The sequence below is a fragment of the Pseudomaricurvus alcaniphilus genome, from assembly GCF_011440395.1.
GTDB lineage: Bacteria > Pseudomonadota > Gammaproteobacteria > Pseudomonadales > Cellvibrionaceae > Pseudomaricurvus > Pseudomaricurvus alcaniphilus.
Genome location: NZ_JAAOIX010000004.1, coordinates 305,479 through 329,061 on the forward strand (window position 1 = coordinate 305,479; position 23,583 = coordinate 329,061).

Consider the following 23,583-nt stretch of genomic DNA (forward strand, 5'->3'; position numbering starts at 1 on the left):
GCGCTGAGTGCACCGATGAAGTCGATGTTGATGACGCAGTACAGCCAGCGCAAAAATATATGACACCGACCAAGGTCAACGCCGGTATTGAAAATCGCTTTTTCATTTTTATCTCTTATCAAACCCTGTATGTTTGCATTGTAGTGCAACTAGCGCTGATCAAATTTACCTTTACCAATTGTCGCTTCGAAAAAATCCACGGTTGCCTGCAATGCCTGCCTGCTCGCCGCCGCAGTGGCGGCCGGGGAACCACCGATCCAGCTGTGTCCAACACCGGGTATAATGATCTTGCTGACAGGCACCCCGGCATCAATAAGTAACTGGTAGAACTTGTCGGTCTGTGAAACGTGAACTAGCGGATCCGCGTCGCCATGAATCAACAGCGTATGCGGATCGCCGGGGTCAACATAAGTGATTGGCGAGGCAGCGGCCATAATATCTTTAGAGCAAGTAATCGTTTCGCAATCAAGAAAGCGACGTGGAATGGCACTGTCTTTTGAATCTTTAGCATCTGCGCCAAGTTGTGCTTCAAAATCATAGACCCCAAACCAACCGACGACCGCTTGAACACAATCGGAAACCAGGTTCAGATCGCCACCGGCGCCTGCAACAACTTCGACATCGGGCGACATGGGTTTGGCGATTGCCGCCGGGTCCGGGGCCAGGTGTTTGACGCCACAACTGGTGCCGGCCAAGGCGGCCAGGTGACCTCCGGCCGACTGACCCCAGATCGCCACGCGCTCAGGGTCGATGCGATATTCAGCGGCATTAACCCGCAGCCATCGAAGCGCCGATTTCACATCCTGTATGGCGGCAGGAAACGGTGCTTCGCCCGAGAATCGATAGGCAACAGAAGCGACCACGTAGCCCTCCGCGGCGAGAGAACCAAGCACCTTGGGCCAATCTGCATAGGCGGCGCTTCGACGCGGACCGCCCCCGGCCCAACCACCCCCGTGAACGTAGACAACCAGCGGCCGTGCCCCCTGCGACGAATAACTGGCGGGCGGTATAAACAGGTCCAGTTTAAGCGTCCGAAAGCCCGCCAAAGATGCATAGGTAACGTCGGGGTACGCGCTAACACCGCCGGCAAAATCAACCTTCAGGCCCGAAAAAGAATCATTGCCGACTGCGCGCACTGATGCGCCGACCTCAGCACGGTCGGTAATTCTGGCGCCGGCAGTTAGCGCCGCACCTGTGGATTGCAAAGAGAATATTGCCAGAAGGCCCATAGCCAGAGTCGGGGCAACAATATTTTTCAGCCAATTTATTGGTTTATGGCTGCCGCCATCATCATTGCCACGGCACCTGAAAATCGGGCCATCGAAATTGCAAAAAAGTCGTTGCATTTTTACGGATTCCTGCAGGGATTATAGAACTATTGTTGTTTGACCATTATGTTGGCCAACGCCTGTTTACCCCATTCAAGCGCAGGGCGGGGTCGCTGTACAATACTTAATATTAGCCAGGGTATAACGAGCAGTTATGCAAAAGTGGCGCCCCTGACTATAACAACACGTTATGGATATTGCATAAACAGGCATTGTACATTCGGAGCTCAAGCGCTTGTAATCAGAGGCCAGAGGTTAAGTCTCTTATATACCAATAATGACCAGAAAGTAATCCATAACAATATAAAGTAGGAGTAGCTGTATGCATCGAATATCTGATGTCTATAAATTAACCCTGTTATCCGCCTCCATTGCCTGCGCCCTGCAAACGCAATACACGTTTGCCCAGAACGAAAAGCAAATTGAGGAAGTCGTGGTAACCGGTTCACGTATCGTCCGTCGGGACCTGGTATCGTCCAGCCCCATCGCCACCCTGGATTCCGCAGCACTATTGGCCAGCGGCGAAGTCAATATCGAATCAGTGCTCAATCAAATGCCCCAGTTCGGCTTGGGCCAGGGAGCTTCCACCAATGGCTTTGGTGACGGTGGCCGCGCCACCATTAACTTGCGCGGTTTGGGTGACAAGCGCAACCTGGTGCTATTGGACGGGCGTCGCCTGCCGGCCTCCAGCTCGGAAGCGGTTGTCGATATCAACCTGATTCCTCAAATCATTCTTGAAAATGTGGAAGTCATTTCCGGTGGCGCTTCCGCCGTGTACGGATCCGACGCTATATCCGGCGTGGTCAACTTCAAGACCAAGCAGGGGTTCGAGGGTACTCAGATAGATGTGCAGTACGGCATGTCGGAGCAGAGTGATGCCGAAAATACCGACGCCTCCATACTTTGAGGTAACAGTTATGCCGAGGGGCGGGGCAGTTTCCTCGCGGCGTTCAACTACACCGATCGCAGCGAATTGACGGGAGAGGACAGGGATTATTATCGCGGCCAAGGCAGCTCCGGATTCCACACTCCCGGGCGCACACTGAATGTGCTTACGGGAAACCCCGACCAGGCTACGGTGGATAGTATTTTTGCCCAGTATGGTGTTGCACCTGGTACAGTGAATGCGAGCTCCCAGGTTGGCTTCAATGACGATGGCTCCCTCTACGCTGTCACAGGCGGCGCCAACCTGATGGACCCAACGGGTCGTTTGTTTGTCGATCCCGTTAGCGGCGCAGTGTCGGAGGCTATTTTCAACGACCGCAGTATTATTTCACCCCAGGAGCGCTACACCCTGTACGGTAAATCTGACTTCGAGATATCCCCCGAACTGACTTTTTATGCCACTGGGCTGTATATGGACTCCACCGTGGTCACCTCTATTGGTTACCCGTTAAACGTCCCAAACTTGAGCGCGGTACCGGTAACCAACCCGTTTATTTCTCCGGACTTCGCAACCTGGCTGGCGGCGCGCCCCAACCCCAATGCACCTGCGCTGCTGTTCAAGCGATTCACGGAAACAGGACGGCGTGTGTACGACACTAATTACGAAACTTTCCAGCTAGTGGCCGGTTTCAAGGGTGAATTTGGCGATGGTAACTACAGCTGGGACGCCTATTACTCCCACGCTGAAACCGATATCACTGAAGACCATCCCAACAGCGTGCTCGGCTCCCGCGTCCAGGCCTTGCTGGATGCCGCCGATGGCGGTGCTTCTGTGTGTGAAGGTGGCTACAACCCATTTGGCAGACCGAACAATTCACAGGCGTGCTTGAATTACATTTCACTGCCCGCCACTAATAATTATGGTACCGAACAGGATGTTTTTGAAGCCAGTGTACAAGGCAAGCTGTTCTCCCTACCCGCCGATGACGTGCGCTTTGCCCTGACCGCCACTTACCGTGAAGACAGCTTCTTTAGAGATGTGGACCCTCTCTTTACCACTGGCGACGTGGTTTCAAGTCCAGCGCTTATTTCGCAGCCCTCCAAGTCGATTGACGTAAGCGAAGTGGCGGCAGAGCTACTGGTACCTCTGGCCAAGAGCGCCAACCTGGGCCTGGGTTATCGTTACTCCGACTACAGTCATGTGGGCTCTGTAAACGCCTACAAAGCAGACCTTGACTTCCGTCCAGTAGAATCAATTCTGCTCCGCGGCGGTTTTGAGCGCGCTGTGAGAGCCCCCAATTTCAATGAGGCGTTCGCACCTGTTTCAGCTACCGCCGCCTCGATTGGTCCAGTACCCAGCGCGGGTGACCCCTGTGACGCGGGCAGCGCAGAGAGAATGAACCCTGCCATTGCTGCTGATTTGCAAGACCTGTGTATTGCCCAAGGGGTGCCCGCAGCAATCTACCCGTCTTACACGCTCGGTATTGTCTCGGTAGCTGGAAGTTTTTCCGGCAACGAAAACCTGGACCCTGAACAAGCGGATACCATTACTGCCGGGGTCGTTTTCACCCCGGAACTGGGCGGCGATGTAGTGCAGAACCTGAGTGTATCCCTGGATTACTACAGCATTGAAATTGAGCAAGCCATTAACCTAAATGGTTCTGGTGCTGCCATTCTCGGCGCCTGTTTTAATCGGGATGGTTCCAATCCGACACTGAATCCGAACAATGAAAATTGCCAATTAATATCCAGAAACTCTGCTACCGGCATTATCAATGATATTCGATCTACCTATATCAATACCGGCGGCTTTAAAACCAGTGGTGTAGACCTGATTCTGAATGGCGAGCTACATTTTGCTGATATGCCGGGTTACTTCAAAATCAATACTGCCATGAATTTCCTCGACAAGTTTGAGATAGCGGCAACCGATGGATCACCTTTTGTAGACTACAAAAACACCATTGATGCCTCAGAATTCCCGCCGCTGTCGCCTTTGCCAGACTTCAAGGCACTGACAACCTTCGATTACGTCACCGACCAATTCTCTGTGGGGGTGCGCTGGCGCCATGTGGGCAGTATGGACAACCGTACAGCAATCACCAATCCGGCCGCGTCAGATCCAGGCCCGGACACTTACAATGTGTTTGACCTGGTGGGCAATATTCAGTTGAACGACAGCGTGAAATTGGGCCTCGGGATTACCAACCTGTCCGATAAACAACCCTTTATCCTGCCACCCGGAAACTACGTTTCAGGAGGCCAGGATCAGGTTGGCCGCGCCTACTACCTGAGAGTCAGTGCGAACTTTTAAAGTAATCCAGCATGGGGCGGCCAATAATAGCCGCTCCTTGTTGACCTTAGAGAATTGCAGTGACATGTAAAATTTCCCCGGCGCTGGTGGCGCTGCTTACCCGGCGAGTCAAATGTATGATCCTAGACAAGAAAAGTTACCCCTCAGCTCCCGACAATACCCCGCCCATTCGAATGACTCCTAAAAGCAACCTGCCTTGTTCACCGCTTGCGCTGATATTACTACTATCGGTTTTAGCCACTTCGGTATTCGCTACTGCTGAAAACCTGCCTCTAACAACGGAGTTTGTCCTTGAACTGCAGGTACAAATTGGCAAACGAGTAGTGGTCGGCGAAAGCGACGCAGGTGTTCGACAATATATTCCGATAACGGGCGGTAAATTCAAGGGGGTTGGCATGGCGGGTGACGTTTTACCCGGTGGCGCCGACTGGCAATTGCGGCGACCGGATGGTGTGCTGGAAATTGACGCCCTGTATTCTGTTAAGACTGAGGACGGCGACAATATTATCGTACACAACCGGGGCATAAGTGTCGGCGGCGTTGACCGGGCTGATATTCGGTACGTCCGCACGGCCCCCCGCTTTCACGCGCCGGCGGGCAAGTACGACTGGCTCAACCAAAGAATTTTTGTCGGTACTATTACACCCGCCAGCGACGGATCCTCCGTAACCATAAGGGTTTTTGTCATTCGATAATTGCGGGGGATTTCGCAGTTCCGGCTTTTCTTTCAGGCTGGGTGAACTCCGGAATGTGCTCGCGCCTGACACCAGCAGCAAGTAGCTACCTGTACCTGAGTACAAACGGCTCACCGTGCCTGTAAGAAAATTGGCAACAGCGAGCCGACTCAAATGACTCTTCAATAATCCCGCTGCTGCTTACTTTTGGGCTCTGGCCCTGCGCAAACGCGCCTGGGCCGCCATTCTTACCTGGGCGTTCATCTCGCCGTAGTTGCTGTATTTATGGCGCTGCACGATTTCAAAGAAGATGCCGTTGATGGCGCGGGTGTAAAAATGAATAAAATTGCCGGTTTCACTTTGATCGTACATCAGGTTGTACTGGCGCAGGTCCGCCAGCAAACCCGGTTCCAGATCAAAGCGCGCCTCCAGGTCATCGTAGTAGTTCTCCGGGATCGGCAAAATCATGGCCTGGTCAACCCGCTTCACCAGGCCGAGGATGTCATCGCTGTTGAGGGCGATATGCTGTACCCCGGAACCCTTGTGCTCCTCCCGAAAGCGCTCAGTGGAGGCACCCCAGCTCTTCGACATATTGAACGGCAGTCGAATTTTCTTGTCCTTGCTGGTGGCAGTGCGGCTGACCACGATGCCGTAGGGGTCGATCAGATCCTGAGGCTGGGCGATGCTGAGCCCGAACAGCACTTTATAAAACAGTGACGTAGAGAGAAATTCAGACTCTGACACCCCGCTGGTTATGTGATCCACCCGCATATCAACTGCGGGGCTTGGTGCAGAATCTGCCACGGCAATAAAGTCCACGTCGAAGAAGCGAGTACCGTCGGCGCTCTGCTGGACAAAGTACACCAACTCGCCGCCGACGCCCTTGATTGCGGGTATGTTCAGTTCACCGCTATCGATATCGCTTTCAAACTTGCGATAACCGAAATGCGCAGCGCGCTCCGCCATCCCTTCGGCATCGTCAGTGAGATAGGCCACGGCACATACAGAGACCCCGTGAACCAGGTAATAATTCTGGGCAAAACTGTCTGGCTCTTCATTGACCACAATGCTGACATCACCCTGGCGGTAGAGGCTGACTTCCTTGGAGCGATGGCGATGGGTTTTGGCAAACCCGAGGCTGCTGAGCAGCTTGATCAACTCATCTTTAGCGCCGCCTTCAGCGGCGAATTCAATAAATTCAATACTGTCAACACTCGCCTCTGGCGGCAAGTATTCTCCTGGTTTTACCCGCGAACCGGCGAGGTCCGGAGCCTCCTTGGCCACCTCCTCCTGCAACCACAGCATGGAGCGCATGCCGTCCACCGCTGTCGGGCGACAGGGAGAGGAGCGAAACTCGTCGTTGAAAATTTCATGGGAAAAATAGCCGTCGTAGCCGGTATTGATGACTGCCTTCATAAACTCCACCAGCGGAAAATCACCCTGCCCCGGAAAACAGCGGAAGTGACGGCTCCACTGCAGCACGTCCATATCCAGCTGGGGTGCATCGGCCACCTGGATCAGGGCAATGCGATCCCCGGGAATGTCACTGATGGTACTCAGGTCCCGCCCGCGGGCAAAAATATGAAAGCTGTCGAGAATAATGCCAAAGTTTTTCTGGTCTACCTGCTTCACCAGGTTCCAGGCCTGTTGATAGTCGCGAATATAGCGCCCCCAGGCCAGCGCCTCGTATCCCAGTTTGAACCTGCGTTTGCCGGCGCGCTCGGCCAGCTCGGTAAATTCTTCCACCCCACGCTCCAGGCTATCGATACAGTGGGGCGAGACGTTGCTGCAAATCAGCAAGGTATCGGTTTCCAGCTCCTCCATCAGGTCGAACTTGCGCTCCGCGCGATCGAAGTTTTTCTGCATTTTTGCCTTCGGCATACCTTCGAAATCGCGAAAGGGCTGCAACGCAATGATCTTCAGCCCTGCGTCCTCCGCCATTTGCTTGACTACCGCCGGCGACTCGTCAAACAGCATGAGATCATTTTCAAAAATTTCGATGCCATCAAAGCCGGCAAACGAAGCTGCATCGATCTTTTGGCGTAAGTCTCCAGAGAGACACACAGATGCTATGGAGCGTTTCATTGGCGATTATCCTCTAGGTGAAGCTGTAAACCAGTCGGCAGGGCTATTGGTGCGCACTGGGTTGGGGCAAACTGCAGCGGCTTAGTCGAGCCAGCTCAGGGTGGTGGCAAGCAGTTCTTCGTTGGCGTCCACGTCAACGCCGGTAAAAATACGGAAGGCATCAAGCCCCTGAAAAACCCACAGATCGAAACCCGACACACACTGCATGCCGGCTTGTCGACACTGAACAAGAAACTCCGTCTCCAGCGGTGTGTAGACAGCGTCAAAGGCCCATTGCTGGGCCCCGATAGCGGCGGCCGGAAACGCCGAGCCGGGATATTTGTACATACCCAACGCGGTGCAGTTCACCAACCCGTCCGCCGCCTGCATGGCATTTTTCAGGTCGTCGGCGGCAACCACACTGGTGCTGACCCCCTGCCGCTGCAGCGCCTTGCAGAGCGATTGGGCCTGTTCCTCCACCAGGTCAAAAATGCTGATGTGGCTGGCACCTAGGTCCGCCAGGCCAAAGCCAATGGCGCGACCGACGCCACCGGCGCCACACAGCACTACCTTGCCCGGCTCGGTCACACCACGGCGGTACCGGTAACCGCGGACAAAACCGCTGTAATCTGTATTGGCGCCATAAATCCGGCCCTGCTCAAACTTGAGGGTATTGTAGGAGCCAATGATTTCGTGACCGCTCACCGCCGGCTGCTGCACCAGGTCGTAGACCTTTTGCTTGTAGGGGTGGGTTACATTGAGGCCGTGAAAACCGGCGGCCATCGCTTGATGGACTCGCTGTACCGGGTCGAAACCGGCAACTTGCTCGCCGTCAATCAGCTGGTAATCCAGTGAAACCTGCGCCAGGGAGCCCAGGTACTGTTGCAAGCGCGGCATCCTTGAGCGGGCAATTCCCGATCCCATCAGCCCCATTAATAGAGTCATTGGCGTACCTTGATTAATTGTTGTGTGTTGCAGCCTGTTGTTCGGATTTACATTGGCTCCATTTAATTTCATGCCACCCTGCTTGTAAAATATCCAGAGTTACACTCCCTATAACACGGTGTTATTTACCCTGCCGAAGCCCTGGCCAAACACCAGCCGCGATCGCTATTTGCATCGCCAACCGACTGTGCTTTACTAGGCATCACCTAAATCCAATAACATAAAGGCTGCCACATGCTGCTGAATTTCAGGCAACTGGAGGTTTTTCGCGCGATCATGATCGCCAAAACGGTAAGTGGCGCGGCTGAACTCCTGCACGTTTCCCAACCGGGGATCAGCCGGCTGCTGAAATACATGGAGTACAAGCTCGGCATCGAACTCTTTGAACGCCACAAGGGACGCCTGATACCCACTCCCGAAGGGCGGGAATTGTTCAAGGAGCTGGAGCCCATTTATCAGCGTGTGGAAGACCTCGACGTCACCATAAATCGCATCACCCGGCCAGACAATCTGCAATTCCAGATTGCCTGCACACCCAGCCTCGCCAACTATGTACTGCCCTACCTGCTGGCCAGGGTAAAAGCCAAGCTCCCCGGCGTCAGTGTCAAGCTGGAAACCCTGCCCAATGAAGAAATTGCCGAATACCTTATCCAGCGACGCATCGATTTCGCGCTGGCCTTTTACTGTCCCGACCACCCGCTGCTGATGGCTGAGGCCTCGATCAATGTCGGCATGGTCTGCGTAGTACCCGAGGACCACCCGCTGGCCAGCCGCAAGTCGTTGAAATTCAGTGATATTGTCGACTGTGACATGATCACTTATTACGCCGAGACGTTGCTGGGTAAAAAGATCAATCAGGCGTTCGCGGAGCTGGAGCGGGAGCCCCGGATGGTGGTGATGGTGCGCTACGCCGATGACGCCTGCGCGATGGTTGAGCAGGGGCTGGGCATCACCGTGGCCTTTGAATACACCGCCATGCCCCAGCGTTTCCCCAACCTCAGGGCCATTCCCATCAAGAGCAGCAAACAACGCTTGCACTTTTTGCGTCACAATGGCATCGCCCTATCGAACAATGTACGCAAGTTCTACGAGCTGGCAAAAACGGAATTACGCGCTCTCGACTAGGCCCCCGCCACCGGCATCGAGGCGAAATACTCCAGCGCCAGCAGGTAACCGAGAGTTCCGAGGCCGGCAATCACCCCCTCGGCCCGGCTCGACACCCAGGAGTGATGACGAAAAGCCTCGCGCTGGTGAATGTTGGAAATATGCACTTCGATCACCGGCGCATCAAAGGTATTCAAGGCATCCAGAATCGCCACTGAGGTATGACTGTAGGCCGCCGGATTGATGATTATGCCGGCGGCCATCTCCCGCGCCTCGTGAATTTTGTCGACGATGGCGCCCTCGTGATTGCTCTGGAAAAAATCCAGCTCCAGCCCCTGTTGCTTGGCCTTGGCACGCATCTTCAATTCGATATCGGCCAGGGTTTCGGTACCGTAAATTTCCGGTTGGCGCTTGCCCAACAGGTTGAGGTTGGGGCCATTAAGGACATAGATAACTTGTTGCATAATGAGTCGATTTGCTCCTGCGATTAACACTTAAGTCAGGCGCCTATTCAAGCCAGCCAGGCGCGTAAAAGCAAAGACCAATTGTGAGCACAACCATGCATTGAGGTTATATACCCGGAGGCCATTACGAGCTGGTCAGTACCAGCCACCCATAATGCCAGGTTATAGGAGGGGTATTTTTGAGTATTTGAATCACAGTGCCTGATTTCCTTACCATGGCAGTTATAACCAATATCTACCTGTTGTCGATATTCAAATAATTTCACCACAGAACACAGGAAATCCCATGGCTACAGATGTCCTTGCTTCCTCCCCACCGCCCGCGGCCAATAGCGGCAGCATCCACCCCGGCACTTACGACGAGTGCATTGGCATGCTGCGCGACCTGGTAGACAACAAGCTGATGTCCGGGCTGCAAATCCTGGTGGTGATGATCTGCTTCACCCTCAATATGCTCGACGGCATGGATGTGGTATTAATGTCCTATGCGGCACCGGTATTGGCCGACGACTGGGCCATTCCCGCCGCCGCGCTCGGCGCTGTGTTCAGCGCCGCCCTGGTGGGCATGACGTTTGGCTGCCTTGCCATTGCCCCTTACGCCGATGTCATCGGCAGGCGGCGCATGATCATGGCAGCGCTGTTCGTAATCACCACCGGCATGCTGATTTCGGGTATCTGTCAAACCATCTGGCAACTGGCGGCCGCGCGGGTGTACACCGGTCTTGGCGTGGGCGCCATTCTCGCCAGCATGGCCGCCATGACCGCGGAGTTTTCCTCTGAGAAGAAGCGCAACCTGTGTGTGGCATTTTTGCAGGCAGGCTACCCTATCGGCGCGGTGATGACCGGTTTTGTCTCCGCCTGGATTATGCCAGACTACGGCTGGCGCCCCATGTTTATTGGCGCCGGTATTATCACTGGCCTGATGCTGCCAGTGGTGTATTTTCTGCTGCCAGAATCGCTGGAGTTCCTCGCCAAAAAACAACCCCGTGGCGCCATCAAGGATCTCAATCGCACCCTGACCAGGATGGGTGCCCCTACCCTGGCAGCCCTGCCCGAACAGCCCCACGACGCCCACCACAAGACCAGCGTCAAGGCACTGTTTGAGGGCCCGCGTCGCTTTTCCACCATCATGCTTTGGTCAGGCGTCTTCCTGGGGTTCTTCACTCTGTATTTTGTTATCAGCTGGATCCCGAAGATCGCAGTGGATGCCGGCCTGCCACTGGACAAGGGGATCTACGCCGGTACTGCCTATAACCTGGGCTCTTTTGTCGGCAGCATTTTCCTCGGCTGGATTTCCGCTCGCTATGGCTTACAGCGCATGATCTTCCTGTTTTTTACCCTCGCGGCGGTGATGCTGATGGTCTTTGGCTCGGTGCAAATGGGCGTGTTCTTTATTCTGCTCTCGGCGTTCATTATTGGTATCACCCTCAACGGCGGCTTTAATGGCTTCTGGCCTACTGCCGCTCGTCTCTACCCTACCGAAATCCGCGCCACCGGTGTGGGCTGGGCGGTGGGTGCCGGGCGTGCCGGCGCGGTACTCGGCCCTCTGGTGGGGGGTTACCTGTTGCAATCCGGTGTCGGCCTGGCAGTAACTTTCGCCGTCTTCGCGGTGCCTTTGGTGCTGGCGGGCATCGCCGCACTGAACATTCGCTCCAGGGACTTTGCCTGAGCTACCGCTGCCATTTCGCGACAGCAAATTTGGCAACAAATAGCTAACACAAAGCGCAACGGCTGCTAACCACAGCCGTTTTTTTTGCTTCAAATTTCACGCAACTCGGTAACGGTAACGCATATCCTGCTGATCAGCGCAGGCAACTGGCAAACCATACCTGCGTGTTATAGTCGGTAAATTTATAGGTATTTTACCGCGCGCAAGCAGATGGATTCTAATAGGCGAAGCTCGATTCGGATACACAATCGCTCTATCAAACCGATACAAAAACCTAAATTACGGGGAGAATCTGTATGACACTACCTAAACCAGCCTTTAGGCTATCGCTGCTTGCACTTGCGGTTGCGGCGGCAAGCTATAGCCAAATTGAAACCGCTCAAGCAGCGGACAGCTCAGTAATCGAAGAAGTTATGGTGACCGGATCGCGTATTGTAAGAAAGGACTACGCCTCTTCCAGCCCGGTGACCACCGTTGACACAGATGCCATTCAAGCCAGCGGCTCCGTAGAGCTGGAAGGTGCGCTGAACCAGATGCCGCAGTTCGGCGAAGGCGCCACCGGCCAGACCAATGCCATCGGCGGCGGCGGCGGCGCCTCCCTGAACCTGCGCTCCCTGGGCACCAACCGCAACCTGGTGCTGTTGGACGGCCGCCGCCTGCCCATCGCCAGTGCCTTTGGTGAGGTCGACATCAATATGGTGCCCAGTGCCCTGGTGCGCAATGTCGAAGTGCTGACCGGTGGCGCTTCCTCCGTGTACGGTTCCGAGGCCATCTCCGGGGTTGTCAACTTCCAAAGCAAGTCGGATTACGAAGGCCTGGAACTGGATATCCAGTACGGCGATTCCTTTGATGGTGGTCTCGAAAAAAATGATGTGTCGCTGCTGGGCGGTGCGTCAATTGCCGAAGGTCGCGGCCATGCCATGATCGCCCTCGGCCGCACCGAGCGCACCGAGTTACGTGGCTCAGATCGCGATTTCTTCAGGTTTGCCGTACCCTCCTCTTTTATCGGCCAGGGGACTTTCCGCTCTGGCGGTAATGCGCCCTCCCAGGCGGCACTTAATGCACTGTTTGCCGGCTATGGCGTTAGCGGCACACCCGGCACCGACCAGATCGGCTTCAACGACGACGGTACCCTGTTCAGCCAGGGCAATGCTCTCAATTACAAGGGGCCAACCAACGCTCAGGATCCCCAGTACTGGGTGCAACCCAGCGGCGCGGTGCGTATGCCGGTCGGCCAACAGGGCCTGGTGATCAAACCTTTGGAGCGTTACACCGCCTTTGCCAAGTTCGATTACGACCTGACCGAAAACGTCACTGGCTACGCCCAGTATATGTACGCCAACTCCACTACAGAGGGCAATGTTGGCGGCAATATTACCTTGCAGGGTCCCACCGCCCTGGTGCCGGTTACCAACCCCTTTATACCGGGTGACCTGGCGACCTTGCTGGCCAGTCGTCCAGACCCGGGGGCTGACTTCATTTTAAACAAGCGCTTTATGTCCATCAACGAACGCGCTTTTGACGAGCAGTTCATTACCAGCCAGTACCTGGTCGGACTGAAAGGCGATGTGGGCTTCAAGGATTGGACTTTTGATGCCTACGTCGCTCGCGACGCCATGGATTCCACCGAATCCAATATCAATAGCCTGCTGGGGTCACGCCTGAACAGCTTGCTGCAAGCGGCCGACGGCGGCGCCTCCATTTGCGAGGGTGGCTTCAATCCTTTCGGCCTCGCTAACAGCGCGGCCATCTCTCCGGAGTGCCAGGCCTATCTGGCGCCGACCACTATCTCCACCCTGGAAACCCGGCGCACAACCTTTGAGGGTACTGTAACCGGTTCCCTGTTTGCCATTCCCGCTGGCGAGGTCATGTACTCTCTGACCTACAGCTATCGTAAAGACAGCCTGGACTATGCCCCCAGTATCAGCCTGTCCACCGATGATGTGCTCGGCAGGGGCCCCTCTTTTGCCTCCTCCGGCGAGACCGTCAACAAAGAAATTGGCGGCGAACTGTTGGTACCGCTGCTGCAAGACGCGCCGCTGGTTCAGAGCCTCGACCTGACCCTGGGCTACCGGGTTTCCGACCAGGACGTTACCGGCGATTTTGATTCCTGGAAAGTGGGCCTCGAGTGGCGCCCCACAGACTCTGTCTTTGTTCGCGGTAGCGTCCAGCAGGCCGTGCGCGCGCCGAACATTGGGGAATTGTTCAGCTCCTCAGTGGGCAGCGAAGTGACCGTCGGCAACCCGCCAACAGGGGGCGATCCCTGTGATGTCCGGACCGAGTCCCGCAACGGTGCAGACGCTGCAGACATTCGCAACCTGTGTCTTGCCCAGGGTATTTCCGCTGCGCAAATAGACACTTTCCAACATACCACCACCTCGATGCCCACCTCTGCGGGCGGCAACCTGGATTTGAAACCGGAAGTGGCCGATACCATGACCATCGGTTTTGTCTGGGAGCCGGCCCTTGATAACCAGGAGCTTTCCATCGCCGTGGACTACTGGAGCATCGAGATCGAGGATGTGATCAATACCATCAACGGCAACGATGCCATTGCCAAGTGCTTCAGCTCATCTTCAAATCCGGGCCTCTCCAATAGCAACGAATTCTGCCAGTTGATAAGCCGGGAAAGCGCCACTGGCACTGTCTCAAGGATCGAAACCAACTACCTGAATCTGGCGGCTTTGAGAACCGACGGTATCGATGTTCAGGCCACCTGGGGAATGGATGTTGGTCCCGGCGCTTTGAAAGTAAACGGCAGCCTTACCTGGCTCAACAGCTACGAAGAGCAAGCGCTCCCGGGCGAGGATTTCCTGGATTACAAAGGCACCATTGACGGCCCCGCCAACCGGGCTGCCGACAACAACGTGCACCCGGAATGGAGCGCCCTGATTGCGCCCAGCTATGCAATAGGCCCCGCCGAAGTGACGCTGCGCTGGCGCTACACCCACGGCATGGAAGACCGGGATACCGTGCTGGATTCCAGCAGCCAGACCCCGGGCGTATCCAGCTTCAGTTACTTTGATCTGAGCGGCAAGTGGACCTTCAATGAGAACTATACCCTCAGGGGCGGCATCACTAACCTGTTTGACAAAGCACCGCCGATCGTCGGTGGTGGTATCGGCGATACCCGTGCCGGCACCTACGACATTGTCGGTCGCTCGTTCTTCGTCGGCTTCAATGCCAGCTTCTAGGTAAACAACCGCCCTGCCCCAATTTCGCAGGACCCCGGGGGCGGGGCGCTTACCTTCCGAAACCAGGGTAAAGGGGACGGTAAAGGGGACGGGGTAAAGGGGTCGGAGTGATTATTTTTTAACCACCGGCCCCTGACCTTGCTCCCCTTTCAGGGGTTGTCAGGATATTGATTCAGTTGTACATCAGATATCCAACAGCATTTACATCAATAGAACTTCCAGCTTTATAAAGCAGCGCTCAGGCTGTTTACCCCACGGCATTAGCTGGCAAGACACACCCAACTACAATGCATCATGCCCACTTTGGTGTATTTTAAAGCCTACGAGGCCAGAAGTTGGTCAAAGTTTAATCCCTCCGTCCCCTTTTCTATAAAACCATACTTCGATGCACGACAAGAAACAGGCCATAGGCGAAGCAAGCCCCAACTCGACCGCTATGACCGCCAGATTCTGGCGGCCCCGCCAGCCGACGCACGCTTGAGCAACCAGGAGTTGGCTGTCCGTATCGGGCCGCCAGGCAACTCAACCGCGCAGTCTCAACACAAAAGAATTTTAAATTAGTTGGGAATAAACCCCGTCCCTCACTCGTTAAGCAGACACCTTCACAACGAAACGAGGAACACCCAAATGAAATACTCAACTACCCTGTTTACCCTCAGCCTGCTGACCAGCGCCATTGCTTTCGCCAACGATGACGTATCCGCCAGTGCCAACATGGACACCCAAGCCAATGTGCAAGCTTCCATGCCCGCCAGCACATCGGCTTCATTCAGCTACCAGCACAACACAAGCGGTGAATTCTCCACCCATGACAACGGCACATCGGCGGCGAGCTCAGCCTCCTCCGGTAAGTCCAACCAGGCCAGTGTCGAATCCGATGCCGGCACCGCTTCATCCTCACAGAGCGGTGGCGGCGACGCAACGGCATCCACTAACGGTGCATCCGTTACCCCAGAGAGCACGTCGGCCGGGCTGGCGACGGCTGAGCCATCCACCACAAAACTGGCGGGAGAAACCGAGTCCACTGCCGACAAAGGGGCAAATACTGCCGCCGACGGCAACGCAAAAGCTAGCGCCAAAGCCGATAAAAGCGCTGCTGTCGCCGCCAACAAAGCGGACAACGCCGGCGCCAAAACCGAGCGCCTGAACGCCCGCGCCTCAGGCGCAGCAACTGCTATCGCGACCAAAACCCTGTCCAGCGCCAGCGGTACATTGACTGGCGTCGAGGCAACCACTGGCGCAGTTACCAATGTCGGTGCAGCCCTTGGCAACCGTGTGTCTGGCACTGCGCTTTTCGACCCGGCACCCGACGCGGGTAACACAGCCGGCGAAAGCAAAGTATCCAGCGCACTGGAAGGCGCCGTCGCTGGCTCCCTGGAAGGTGCGGCCGCCAGTTCACTGCAGGGCACGCTTGCCGGTGCTGCTGAAAGTACCGTCGAAGGCGTCGTTACAGGTGTTGTTGATGGTGCCATCGGCGGTGCTGTCGAGGGTGCCATTGCCGGTGCTGTCGAAGGGGCTGTAAGCGGTGCCGTCGAAGGGGCTGTAAGCAGTGCTGCCGAGGGCGCCGTAACCAGTGCTGTCGAAGGTGCCCTAACCAGTACTGTCGAAGGTGCCGTAGCCGGCGCAGTGGAGAGCGCCGTCAGCGACAGCGTGACCTCCGCCGTCGAAGCCAGCGTGGCCCAGGCAGTAGAAGGCAACATCACTAACGCCATCGGTTTGTAAACCGGTCCATCGCTGGCCGCGCCTTCAGCGGCCAGCAATCACTTCCCGCTTATTCCACCACCAACATATTTCCAGCCCGCTCAAGGAGCACACCGCCATGATATTACGCCATCAATTCAACCCCGGAAAACTTGCCATTTCTGGCGTGCTGACCTGCTGCTGCAACCTGTTTTCGGTCGGCGCCCTTGCTACCGGTAACTCAGGCGAAGCCGTCAGCTTCAAATTCGATGTCGCCGCCGGCGCAGAATACAACAGCACACTCAGCGTCAAGGAACTGGATCAGCAGTTGCAAGAGGGTGATCGCGCCGTGATCACCAAAACCAAACTGGCCGCACGCTGGCAAGCCAGCGACCGACTGCAAGTCAATGGCGGCTATACTTTCAGTACCAAAACCTATGACGAGTACGAACAGTACGACAATAACCTGCACCTGCTGCACTCCGACATCAGCTATCGATTTGACGCCCTGACCACCGGCGCCAGCTATCACTTTGCACAAGCGACACTGGATGGCGAAGATTTGCTGGACCTGCAGCAAGTTACTGTCTACGGCTCAAAGTTGATCGACGAGGTCAATTTTGTACGCCTGAGCGCTACCGGCAAAGAGACCCGTTTCGATAATTTCTACGACCGCGACGCCGACAGCCTCGGCGCCGGGATCGATCTGTACCGCTTTTTCAACCAGGGCCGAAGCTACCTGATGTTCGGCGTGGCCCGCGACAGTGAAGACGCCCAGGCCGACCTGTTTGACTATCACGGCCGGGACTACAAGCTGCAGGCCTCCACCACCCTGTCACTGCTGGATAAAAACAGCCGCTTGCAACTGAGCTGGCGCTGGACCGAGCGGGACTATGCCGGCAGCGACCCGTCACTTGGCGCCAGGCGCTCAGACCAGCGCCAGGTCGCGGAGCTGGTTTGGGAATTGCCATTGACCAGCATCTTCTCCCTGGATACCCGCCTGGAATACGGTGACTATCAGTCCAACCTCAGCAGCGCCGACTACACCGCCAGCAAGGCATCGGTAGCCTTCAAGGCGAGCTTTTAGCAGCGGTCAGATCAATAAGGCTGCGGTGAGGGTATCGGTAAGGCGCACAGGCGCGGGCAGCACGGGCAGCACGGGCAGCGCGGGCCACCCGGGAACAGGAACAAGTGTGCGTAGAGTGGCTCCACTGGCTTGATTGTGGACAACTAGCTCACAGCCACCCGGAACAACGCCCGCCGATGCCCGAGATCCAATTGGTAGTGCTCCATCAACCCAACCTGGTGTCTTATCGCACCCACACTCTCAGCCAGATTGGACAGCGAGAGCAGCGCCAGTACCCATCCTGCGGGAGAATGCACCGCCTTGACCACGCCGGCCACCATGCGCATAACATGACTGAGAATTTGCAGGCCGGCAACATAGAACCTGGAACGCACTCGATGTTGCGCGGTGGCAGCGCGAATCGTCGCCGCCCCGAGCGCCGGTTCGATCAGGCAGTACTGATCAAAATCCCTGTCGTGAGTGAAAACCATTTGCGGCTCCGCAGCGTAACTGTGCACCGCGTTTTTCAAATAGCCGAGCCCGGCTCGAACCACATCGACAGCCTTAACCACCGTGACGAAGAACAGGCGCGCGCGCTTGCCAATGTAACGCACGATATTGGCGATAAACTCCACGCTGAAAGCCAGTGCCTTGCGCACCATGCGATACAGCCACTTAACGGCCCTTTTAATGCCGTCGAAAATACCACTGGCAATGTTGCCAAACTGGGTCTTAAACGTCCTGGCGCTCTCATGGTCAGCCAGAATTTCACCGACACTGCGATTGACATCCTCGAATTGACGGCCTTCCTCAGGCAATTCACTGGCAAGCCGGTGCAACGTGGCCAACAGCTCGTGGCACGGTTGCTCCTGGTCGACAGAGCCCGGCAGCTCCTCGCGATTGTCCCGCCAGAATTTGCGGATGGCCAGGCTTGTCTGTGAGATCTTTTTCCGGTGTCGAGAGGTGCGCTTGTGCGCCCTGACAGACTCCCATTTGACCCGATCCTTGCCAGGGGCAATGTCATAGCCCAGCATCCACAACTCGGCTCGGGTAATGGCGCCGATATTGGGCGCAAACTCCAGTTTTACAGCGTCATAGATTTGGTGGTTGGCCAGCGACGCGAGCATGGCATCGTGATTGAAGAGCGCGCACAGGAGGCTGAAATCCAGCCCCTGTGGCGGCCGCTGCAACAGTTTCAGTCCCATTGCAAATTGACCGAAACGCGAAAGCGCGCGCTCAAGACTGAGTTGCTGGCCGGCGCTCATGACCGAATGGACGCCAAGTTTATCCCGCTTCCAGTCCTCGAAAAAGCCGAGGGTATACAAGCGGCAATACACGGCTCTCGTCACCGCGGGATTGGCAAGAACTTCCTCAACTTGATCCCAGTCTCGATGCCATTCCAGCGGGTTCTGCTGATTTTCAAAACTGACCAGGCACTCCAGTACCCGCCAGGTTTGCGGCCCAGCCCAGCCGTCCTGCTCAATGCGCGCATCGGCCTGGAAGTGCCTCACCGCCGCCATAAACTCTTTATCCACAGCGGCACTGGAGCGGTTGCCTGCGGACTCGGCCAGGTAACCCAACTCAATCAGACGCCCGCGCAAGGCCCTGATATAGGCAACCGAATCCGACTCATTCGGGCTCTTGAATTTGTGGCACTCAGCACCGGGATCCGGAAGATAGCGCTGCGACACCGCCGCATCCATACCGTCGCTCCAGCGCTGCAACCAATCGAGCTCAGTGTCCGCCATGTACAGCACTCCTGTCAGAGGCTAGCGATATCACCCAGCACCGATTTGACGAACTCGATGGTCGCCTTGCGGGATTCGGACCCCATTTCCACCAGTTCGGCGTGGGCGAGTCGCTGCTCCTCGGTGATGTCGGTGTCGTAAAACGCGACGATATCCCCGTCGATACTGCTGCGGGTACTGGCCAGTACCTTGGCCTTGATCTCCGGGTTGGCCCGCGCCCTGGCCATGACCTCATCAAATTTATAAAGACTTTCGCTGTCTGCCGATGTGAGCGTAATGGCCCCCTGGAAAGTCACTACTTCAAGGGTCGACAGGTCCTTGATGCCGTTGGCGAGAGTTTGCATTGCCTCATTGAATTTTCCCATGATATTACTCCTTCTCCGGTTGCACGATGTTATCGGTGTAGAAAAAGTTTACTAGCGCTTGCACCACAGGTGCCGGGAAAACAGCCCCAACCTTCTCCAACACCAGGTGTTTTTGATTTGCTACCCTGTGCGTCGCCACAATTGGCTGACTCTTTACCCTTGCGAGCACAGTGTTAATCACGTCATCAATACTCTCGCTCGAAGGCGGCAATTCCATGCGGCCGGAATAGAGCGTGATGCGCAGTTCCGGCACGGCGCGAAACTGTTCCAGCCCGCTGCGATAGCCCATGAAAACCTGCGCGAGTTGCGACATGGCGACGTCCTAACCCACGCGGACCAATTGGTTATCGGCAAAGCGACCTGGTGATTGCAGCACCAATCTGGCCTCATCCTCCCGCCGGTCAAGCCATCTGCTCAGGCCCCTGGTGGCAGCCGTCTCAACACGGGATTCACCCTGCAAATTGGCACCGCGGTTATACTTCAGGGACAACGGGGCTGTCTGTAGAGAGGGCTTCATTTGCTGGTAGAAGGCTTCGGAGCCGACCTCGTGATCGATGCTGAACTGGATGCCGGTTTGTATCAGTGACAGCACAGGCGCCCTGTTGCCGTGGGGAAGGACACCCTCTACTGTAGCGGAACCTGATGCCGATTCCATCGCCCGCTCGATTGATACGCGGGGGTCTAGCCGCTTTAATCGCTGCTGCCATGTTCGATGCATACAGTTGACTCCCTTTTTTATTTCTTTTTTTCGGGCTTTTCCTGTGTTTACGGAGCTTCATCACTATATGCCCGGCCCCATAGTTTGACAACTTAACTTCCGGGTGAACACGCTATACCGCTTGCCGCGCAGCACACAATAACTACTTCGGCCTGTGCTTCGACCACAAGACGACCACGCTGCGAGCAACGGCGAGGGTTCTATCAATTTGCTGGCGCTTCGAAGTACCAACCCGGCACGACCCAACGACCAATTGGTTAAAAGCCAGCGGCGTCAGTTTCTCGAACGCGCAGTTTTTAGGATATTTTCCCAGTTTCCTTTCTTCACACTTCGGCTGGTTTCGATAGGGTTTTACTCCTCTGCCCCCCACTGTAGCGGGCTATCGGTAGCCCTTATGGGGAAAGTAATTAATCTGGAGGCGATTGACACTGCGTACGCCTTGACGCACGCTCAGTTGCTCGGAGGTAACCTATGACCACATTAAACGCTACAGAAGCTCGCTCCAAACTATACGCCCTGATCGACGAGACCTCTGCCAGTCATCAACCTATCGTTATTACCGGCAAAAGGGGTAACGCCGTCCTACTGGCAGAAGAAGACTGGAATGCAATTAATGAAACCCTTAACCTGCTATCGCTGCCTGGCATGAGGGAGTCCATCCGGGATGGGATGGAAACCGGGCTGGATGAGTGCGACCAGGAGCTCGATTGGTGACCTGGAAGCTCTACTACACCAAACAAGCTCAAAAGGATGCCCGTAAACTGGCTTCATCCGGCCTCAAAGACAAAGCTCAGGAGTTGTTGCAAATTCTTGCAAGGAATCCCTTTCCCCCCCCCCCCCCCCGCCCTACGAGAAGTTAGTCGGAGATCTGGCAGGCGCTTATTTGCGCAGAATTAATATTCAGCATCGACTGGTTTACCAGGTTCTGGAAGCGGAAAATGCTGTGAAAATATTAGGATTGTGGACTCACTACGAATAGCCACGCCAAGATGGACTGCTGTATCGATCTATTTGACCATTCTTTTCTCAATATCAACAATCCGCGCCAGATTATCTACGTTTCGGTGATACACCGCCAACGCCCGCTCATAGGATGCGATGGTCTTTGTGCACACCAGGGTGAAAGGCCGACCGCGCCGCTCAGTGACATGTGTCAGATCGCAACCATGGCGGTCGATCATGTCGTGCAGATGTCGACGACGGGATTTTGCCAGCCTCAGATTGTAGGTCAGATACAAGCGATAACCGCTCGCGAGGGGCTGCACTTCGTGTTCGCAGTCGGCGTAAAACGCCGCGAAACTCAACTCGTTGCCAGAGGCTGCACCGGGGAAGTCGCACACATGGCGGTGGCCATTGTGAGACACAACCAGCTCACCATCGGTTTGAATCGACGGCAGGGAAACTACAAGAGTCGCAACCATACCATCCAGCTTTTCACCGTCGCGGTGGGAGAGAAAGAAACTGCCTTTCTCATAGACCAGCAGCTTATACAGGTTGGCCACGAGCTGACGCGTCTCGAGCCCGAGCTTTTGTTGAATTTCGGAGACGATGGCATCAATCAGCGGCTGCCATTTGGTATTGGTAAAGCTGACTTGCTCAGAATCCATTTCCCACACGCGGCGCACCGCCGTGTCAACCAGGGTTTGTGCACCCCGGCCATAAGGCGCTTGTCGACAGCGCTGGATCAATTTGCGCGCCTGGGTAGCCCCAAGCGGCAACCGCTCCAATCCGACGCCCTCAACCACCAGACCAGGCAGCGTCAAGGGCAGGTCGCCCGAGGCAAACACCTCGCTGGGGCGGTCGACTTTGGCAAGCGCTTTTAGTAGGGCCTGGCGCATGGGGCATTCCTTGTTGACGAACCGAGCAATCACCACCCTGACTGAGACAAAGGCTTTCGCGATGTAAGTTATGCAGTGAAACCTGCCTGTTCGCTAACCACTCGAACTGCACAGCTGAGGTCATTGCCACTCCTCACCCGCTTCCGCGGATACGGATCAATAGTATCAAATGAGGGTGTGTGTACCCACCCGCCTCCATGAAGATCGTGGAACAGGCGCAAGAGCAATTCGGCTTCGTAGAAATTCAGGCGCAATCTTTTGCCAGCCTCTACGCCGGAAAAATAATGGCTACTTTCGATCGCCAGCATCCGCGTGATCGATAATGCACGACTGATGTCGGAAATCCTCGATTTGATTAGTCGTCGAGCAAGTCCTTCCGGACAATGTATAGTAGCAATATCGTACTTTATAGAGTACGATATAAAGTGTTATTAATAGCTTCATTAGGTGTTCTCATGACCAGCATCACTGCAAACGACCTCAAGACCAAAGGCGTCTCAGTTGTAGAATCGGCACTTCAAAAGGATGGGGAAGCCGTTATTACTGTGCGAGGTGAACGCAAATACGTCGTGCTCGACTTTAATACCTACAACAAACTGCGCGAATACGAACTGGATATTGCCCTCCAGGAGGCTCGTAACGATATAGCAAACGGTAACTACAAAGCAGAAAGCGTTGAAGAGCACATGAAGCGAGTACTGGGTTAATGCCATACACGCTGATATACGCGGACAGCTATATCAGGCGCGCCAGGAAATTTTTACGGAAGCATCCAGAAATACATAATCAGTACAGGAAAACACTCGAGCTGTTGGAGCTCGACCCCTACCACCCTTCACTGAGACTGCACAGCCTGGAAGGTCGATTAAAAGGGCTATCTTCAGTCTCTATCAATATGAGCTATCGGATTGCGCTCGAACTGGAAATTCAGGGCGAGGAGATTATTCTAATCAATATTGGCAACCACGATCAGGTTTATTGAAACGAAAGTGCATATTCCGTTAATGGGGTAGAGCCTGGCGTTTTCACCCGCTGCGCGGGTTTCGTCGCTGCGCTCCTCGTCCCAATTCCGCCCGGGGCGAAATTGGTCGAACCAGGGCGCTTCGAAGCACCAACCCGGCCCGAGTCACCGGACAAACAAAAAAGGCCCACCCGAAGGGTGCAGTACCAAATGAGGGTGCGAGAGCGGAGGGTTGATCGTGCTGGATAGATGAAAACGCCATTGCCTCTGGCGTTTTCACCCGCTGCGCGGGCTTCGTCGCTGCGCTCCTCGTCCCAATTCCGCCCGGGGCGGAATTGGTCGAACCAGGGCGCTTCGAAGCAACAACCCGGCCCGACCCACCGGACAAACAAAAAAGGCCCACCCGAAGGGTGCAGCATCAACTGAAGGTGCGGGGACGGCGTGCTGATCGTGCTGGATAGATGAAAACGCCATTGCCTCTGGCGTTTTCACCCGCTGCGCGGGCTTCGTCGCTGCGCTCCTCGTCCCAATTCCGCCCGGGGCGGAATTGGTCGAACCAGGGCGCT

The 23,583-nt window shown here is 55.6% G+C and carries 21 protein-coding genes; 12 read left to right on the plus strand and 9 right to left on the minus strand.

All coding sequences use genetic code 11. The annotated features are described in order from the left end of the window. Positions 1-149: 149 nt before the first annotated feature. On the minus strand, positions 150-1,346 hold the full coding sequence (locus tag G8764_RS11325) for an alpha/beta hydrolase (protein WP_166164741.1): 1,197 nt from the start codon (positions 1,344-1,346) through the stop codon (positions 150-152). 304 nt (positions 1,347-1,650) lie between these two features. On the opposite strand from G8764_RS11325, the gene G8764_RS11330 reads away from it, so the two are divergent. The 3 genes from G8764_RS11330 (at position 1,651) to G8764_RS11340 (ending at position 5,222) form a co-directional block, all read left to right on the plus strand. After that, positions 1,651-2,235: a TonB-dependent receptor plug domain-containing protein gene (locus tag G8764_RS11330; protein ID WP_166164742.1), complete on the plus strand. Its 585-nt coding sequence runs from the start codon at positions 1,651-1,653 to the stop codon at positions 2,233-2,235. Positions 2,236-2,376: 141 nt separating this feature from the next. Then, entirely contained in the window at positions 2,377-4,527 is a 2,151-nt protein-coding gene (locus G8764_RS11335; RefSeq protein ID WP_166164743.1) for a TonB-dependent receptor domain-containing protein, read from the plus strand. Positions 4,528-4,643: 116 nt separating this feature from the next. Then, positions 4,644-5,222 carry a DUF3237 family protein gene (locus G8764_RS11340; RefSeq protein ID WP_166164744.1) on the plus strand — a complete coding sequence of 193 codons (579 nt, stop codon included), beginning with the start codon at positions 4,644-4,646 and terminating at the stop codon, positions 5,220-5,222. A gap of 180 nt (positions 5,223-5,402) precedes the next feature. Here G8764_RS11340 and G8764_RS11345 read toward each other — a convergent pair whose 3' ends face one another. Both G8764_RS11345 and G8764_RS11350 read right to left on the minus strand, forming a co-directional pair. Beyond that, positions 5,403-7,286 carry a bifunctional sugar phosphate isomerase/epimerase/4-hydroxyphenylpyruvate dioxygenase family protein gene (locus G8764_RS11345; RefSeq protein WP_166164745.1) on the minus strand — a complete coding sequence of 628 codons (1,884 nt, stop codon included), beginning with the start codon at positions 7,284-7,286 and terminating at the stop codon, positions 5,403-5,405. Between the two features lie 81 nt (positions 7,287-7,367). Continuing rightward, positions 7,368-8,210, minus strand: coding sequence for a shikimate dehydrogenase family protein (locus tag G8764_RS11350; RefSeq protein WP_166164746.1), 843 nt, complete (start codon positions 8,208-8,210; stop codon positions 7,368-7,370). Between the two features lie 234 nt (positions 8,211-8,444). Between G8764_RS11350 and G8764_RS11355 the strand changes: the two genes are divergently transcribed. Then, positions 8,445-9,335: a LysR family transcriptional regulator gene (locus G8764_RS11355; RefSeq protein WP_166164747.1), complete on the plus strand. Its 891-nt coding sequence runs from the start codon at positions 8,445-8,447 to the stop codon at positions 9,333-9,335. Here G8764_RS11355 and aroQ read toward each other — a convergent pair. Continuing rightward, positions 9,332-9,778, minus strand: a complete 447-nt coding sequence (gene aroQ / locus G8764_RS11360) for a type II 3-dehydroquinate dehydratase (protein WP_166164748.1) — start codon at positions 9,776-9,778, stop codon at positions 9,332-9,334. The two genes, G8764_RS11355 and aroQ, sit on opposite strands and share 4 nt — an antisense overlap. 286 nt (positions 9,779-10,064) lie before the next feature. Between aroQ and G8764_RS11365 the strand changes: the two genes are divergently transcribed. The 4 genes from G8764_RS11365 to G8764_RS11380 all read left to right on the plus strand — a co-directional run bounded on the left by G8764_RS11365 (position 10,065) and on the right by G8764_RS11380 (position 17,408). Further along, a complete protein-coding gene (locus G8764_RS11365) occupies positions 10,065-11,447 on the plus strand; it encodes an MFS transporter (protein WP_166164749.1) in 1,383 nt (460 codons plus the stop codon). A gap of 296 nt (positions 11,448-11,743) precedes the next feature. Continuing rightward, a complete protein-coding gene (locus G8764_RS11370; RefSeq protein ID WP_166164750.1) occupies positions 11,744-14,641 on the plus strand; it encodes a TonB-dependent receptor domain-containing protein in 2,898 nt (965 codons plus the stop codon). Positions 14,642-15,268: 627 nt separating this feature from the next. After that, positions 15,269-16,363 (plus strand): hypothetical protein, encoded by a 1,095-nt coding sequence (locus tag G8764_RS11375; protein WP_166164751.1) that lies wholly within the window; start codon positions 15,269-15,271, stop codon positions 16,361-16,363. A gap of 97 nt (positions 16,364-16,460) precedes the next feature. Further along, positions 16,461-17,408 carry a hypothetical protein gene (locus tag G8764_RS11380; RefSeq protein WP_166164752.1) on the plus strand — a complete coding sequence of 316 codons (948 nt, stop codon included), beginning with the start codon at positions 16,461-16,463 and terminating at the stop codon, positions 17,406-17,408. 143 nt (positions 17,409-17,551) lie between these two features. Here the strand turns inward: G8764_RS11380 and G8764_RS11385 are convergent, their stop codons facing one another. The 4 genes from G8764_RS11385 to G8764_RS11400 are packed head-to-tail and all read right to left on the minus strand — an operon-like array spanning position 17,552 to position 20,155. Beyond that, positions 17,552-19,135, minus strand: coding sequence for a peptidoglycan-binding protein (locus tag G8764_RS11385; RefSeq protein ID WP_166164753.1), 1,584 nt, complete (start codon positions 19,133-19,135; stop codon positions 17,552-17,554). A 14-nt stretch (positions 19,136-19,149) separates the two neighbouring features. Beyond that, positions 19,150-19,500 carry a hypothetical protein gene (locus tag G8764_RS11390; protein ID WP_166164754.1) on the minus strand — a complete coding sequence of 117 codons (351 nt, stop codon included), beginning with the start codon at positions 19,498-19,500 and terminating at the stop codon, positions 19,150-19,152. 4 nt (positions 19,501-19,504) lie between these two features. After that, positions 19,505-19,813, minus strand: coding sequence for a hypothetical protein (locus tag G8764_RS11395; protein ID WP_166164755.1), 309 nt, complete (start codon positions 19,811-19,813; stop codon positions 19,505-19,507). A gap of 9 nt (positions 19,814-19,822) precedes the next feature. Next, positions 19,823-20,155 carry a hypothetical protein gene (locus G8764_RS11400; RefSeq protein WP_166164756.1) on the minus strand — a complete coding sequence of 111 codons (333 nt, stop codon included), beginning with the start codon at positions 20,153-20,155 and terminating at the stop codon, positions 19,823-19,825. A gap of 534 nt (positions 20,156-20,689) precedes the next feature. Between G8764_RS11400 and G8764_RS11405 the strand changes: the two genes are divergently transcribed. Both G8764_RS11405 and G8764_RS22510 read left to right on the plus strand, forming a co-directional pair. Beyond that, on the plus strand, positions 20,690-20,932 hold the full coding sequence (locus G8764_RS11405; protein WP_166164757.1) for a type II toxin-antitoxin system Phd/YefM family antitoxin: 243 nt from the start codon (positions 20,690-20,692) through the stop codon (positions 20,930-20,932). Between the two features lie 169 nt (positions 20,933-21,101). After that, positions 21,102-21,197 (plus strand): type II toxin-antitoxin system RelE/ParE family toxin, encoded by a 96-nt coding sequence (locus G8764_RS22510; protein ID WP_243748737.1) that lies wholly within the window; start codon positions 21,102-21,104, stop codon positions 21,195-21,197. Between the two features lie 28 nt (positions 21,198-21,225). Here G8764_RS22510 and G8764_RS11415 read toward each other — a convergent pair whose 3' ends face one another. Next, complete coding sequence (locus tag G8764_RS11415) at positions 21,226-22,056, minus strand: 2OG-Fe(II) oxygenase (protein ID WP_166164758.1); 831 nt, start codon at positions 22,054-22,056, stop codon at positions 21,226-21,228. Between the two features lie 179 nt (positions 22,057-22,235). On the opposite strand from G8764_RS11415, the gene G8764_RS11420 reads away from it, so the two are divergent. Both G8764_RS11420 and G8764_RS11425 read left to right on the plus strand, forming a co-directional pair. After that, positions 22,236-22,379 (plus strand): nucleotidyl transferase AbiEii/AbiGii toxin family protein, encoded by a 144-nt coding sequence (locus G8764_RS11420; RefSeq protein ID WP_341806372.1) that lies wholly within the window; start codon positions 22,236-22,238, stop codon positions 22,377-22,379. 132 nt (positions 22,380-22,511) lie between these two features. Then, complete coding sequence (locus tag G8764_RS11425) at positions 22,512-22,763, plus strand: type II toxin-antitoxin system Phd/YefM family antitoxin (RefSeq protein WP_166164760.1); 252 nt, start codon at positions 22,512-22,514, stop codon at positions 22,761-22,763. The last annotated feature ends 820 nt before the right edge of the window (positions 22,764-23,583 follow it).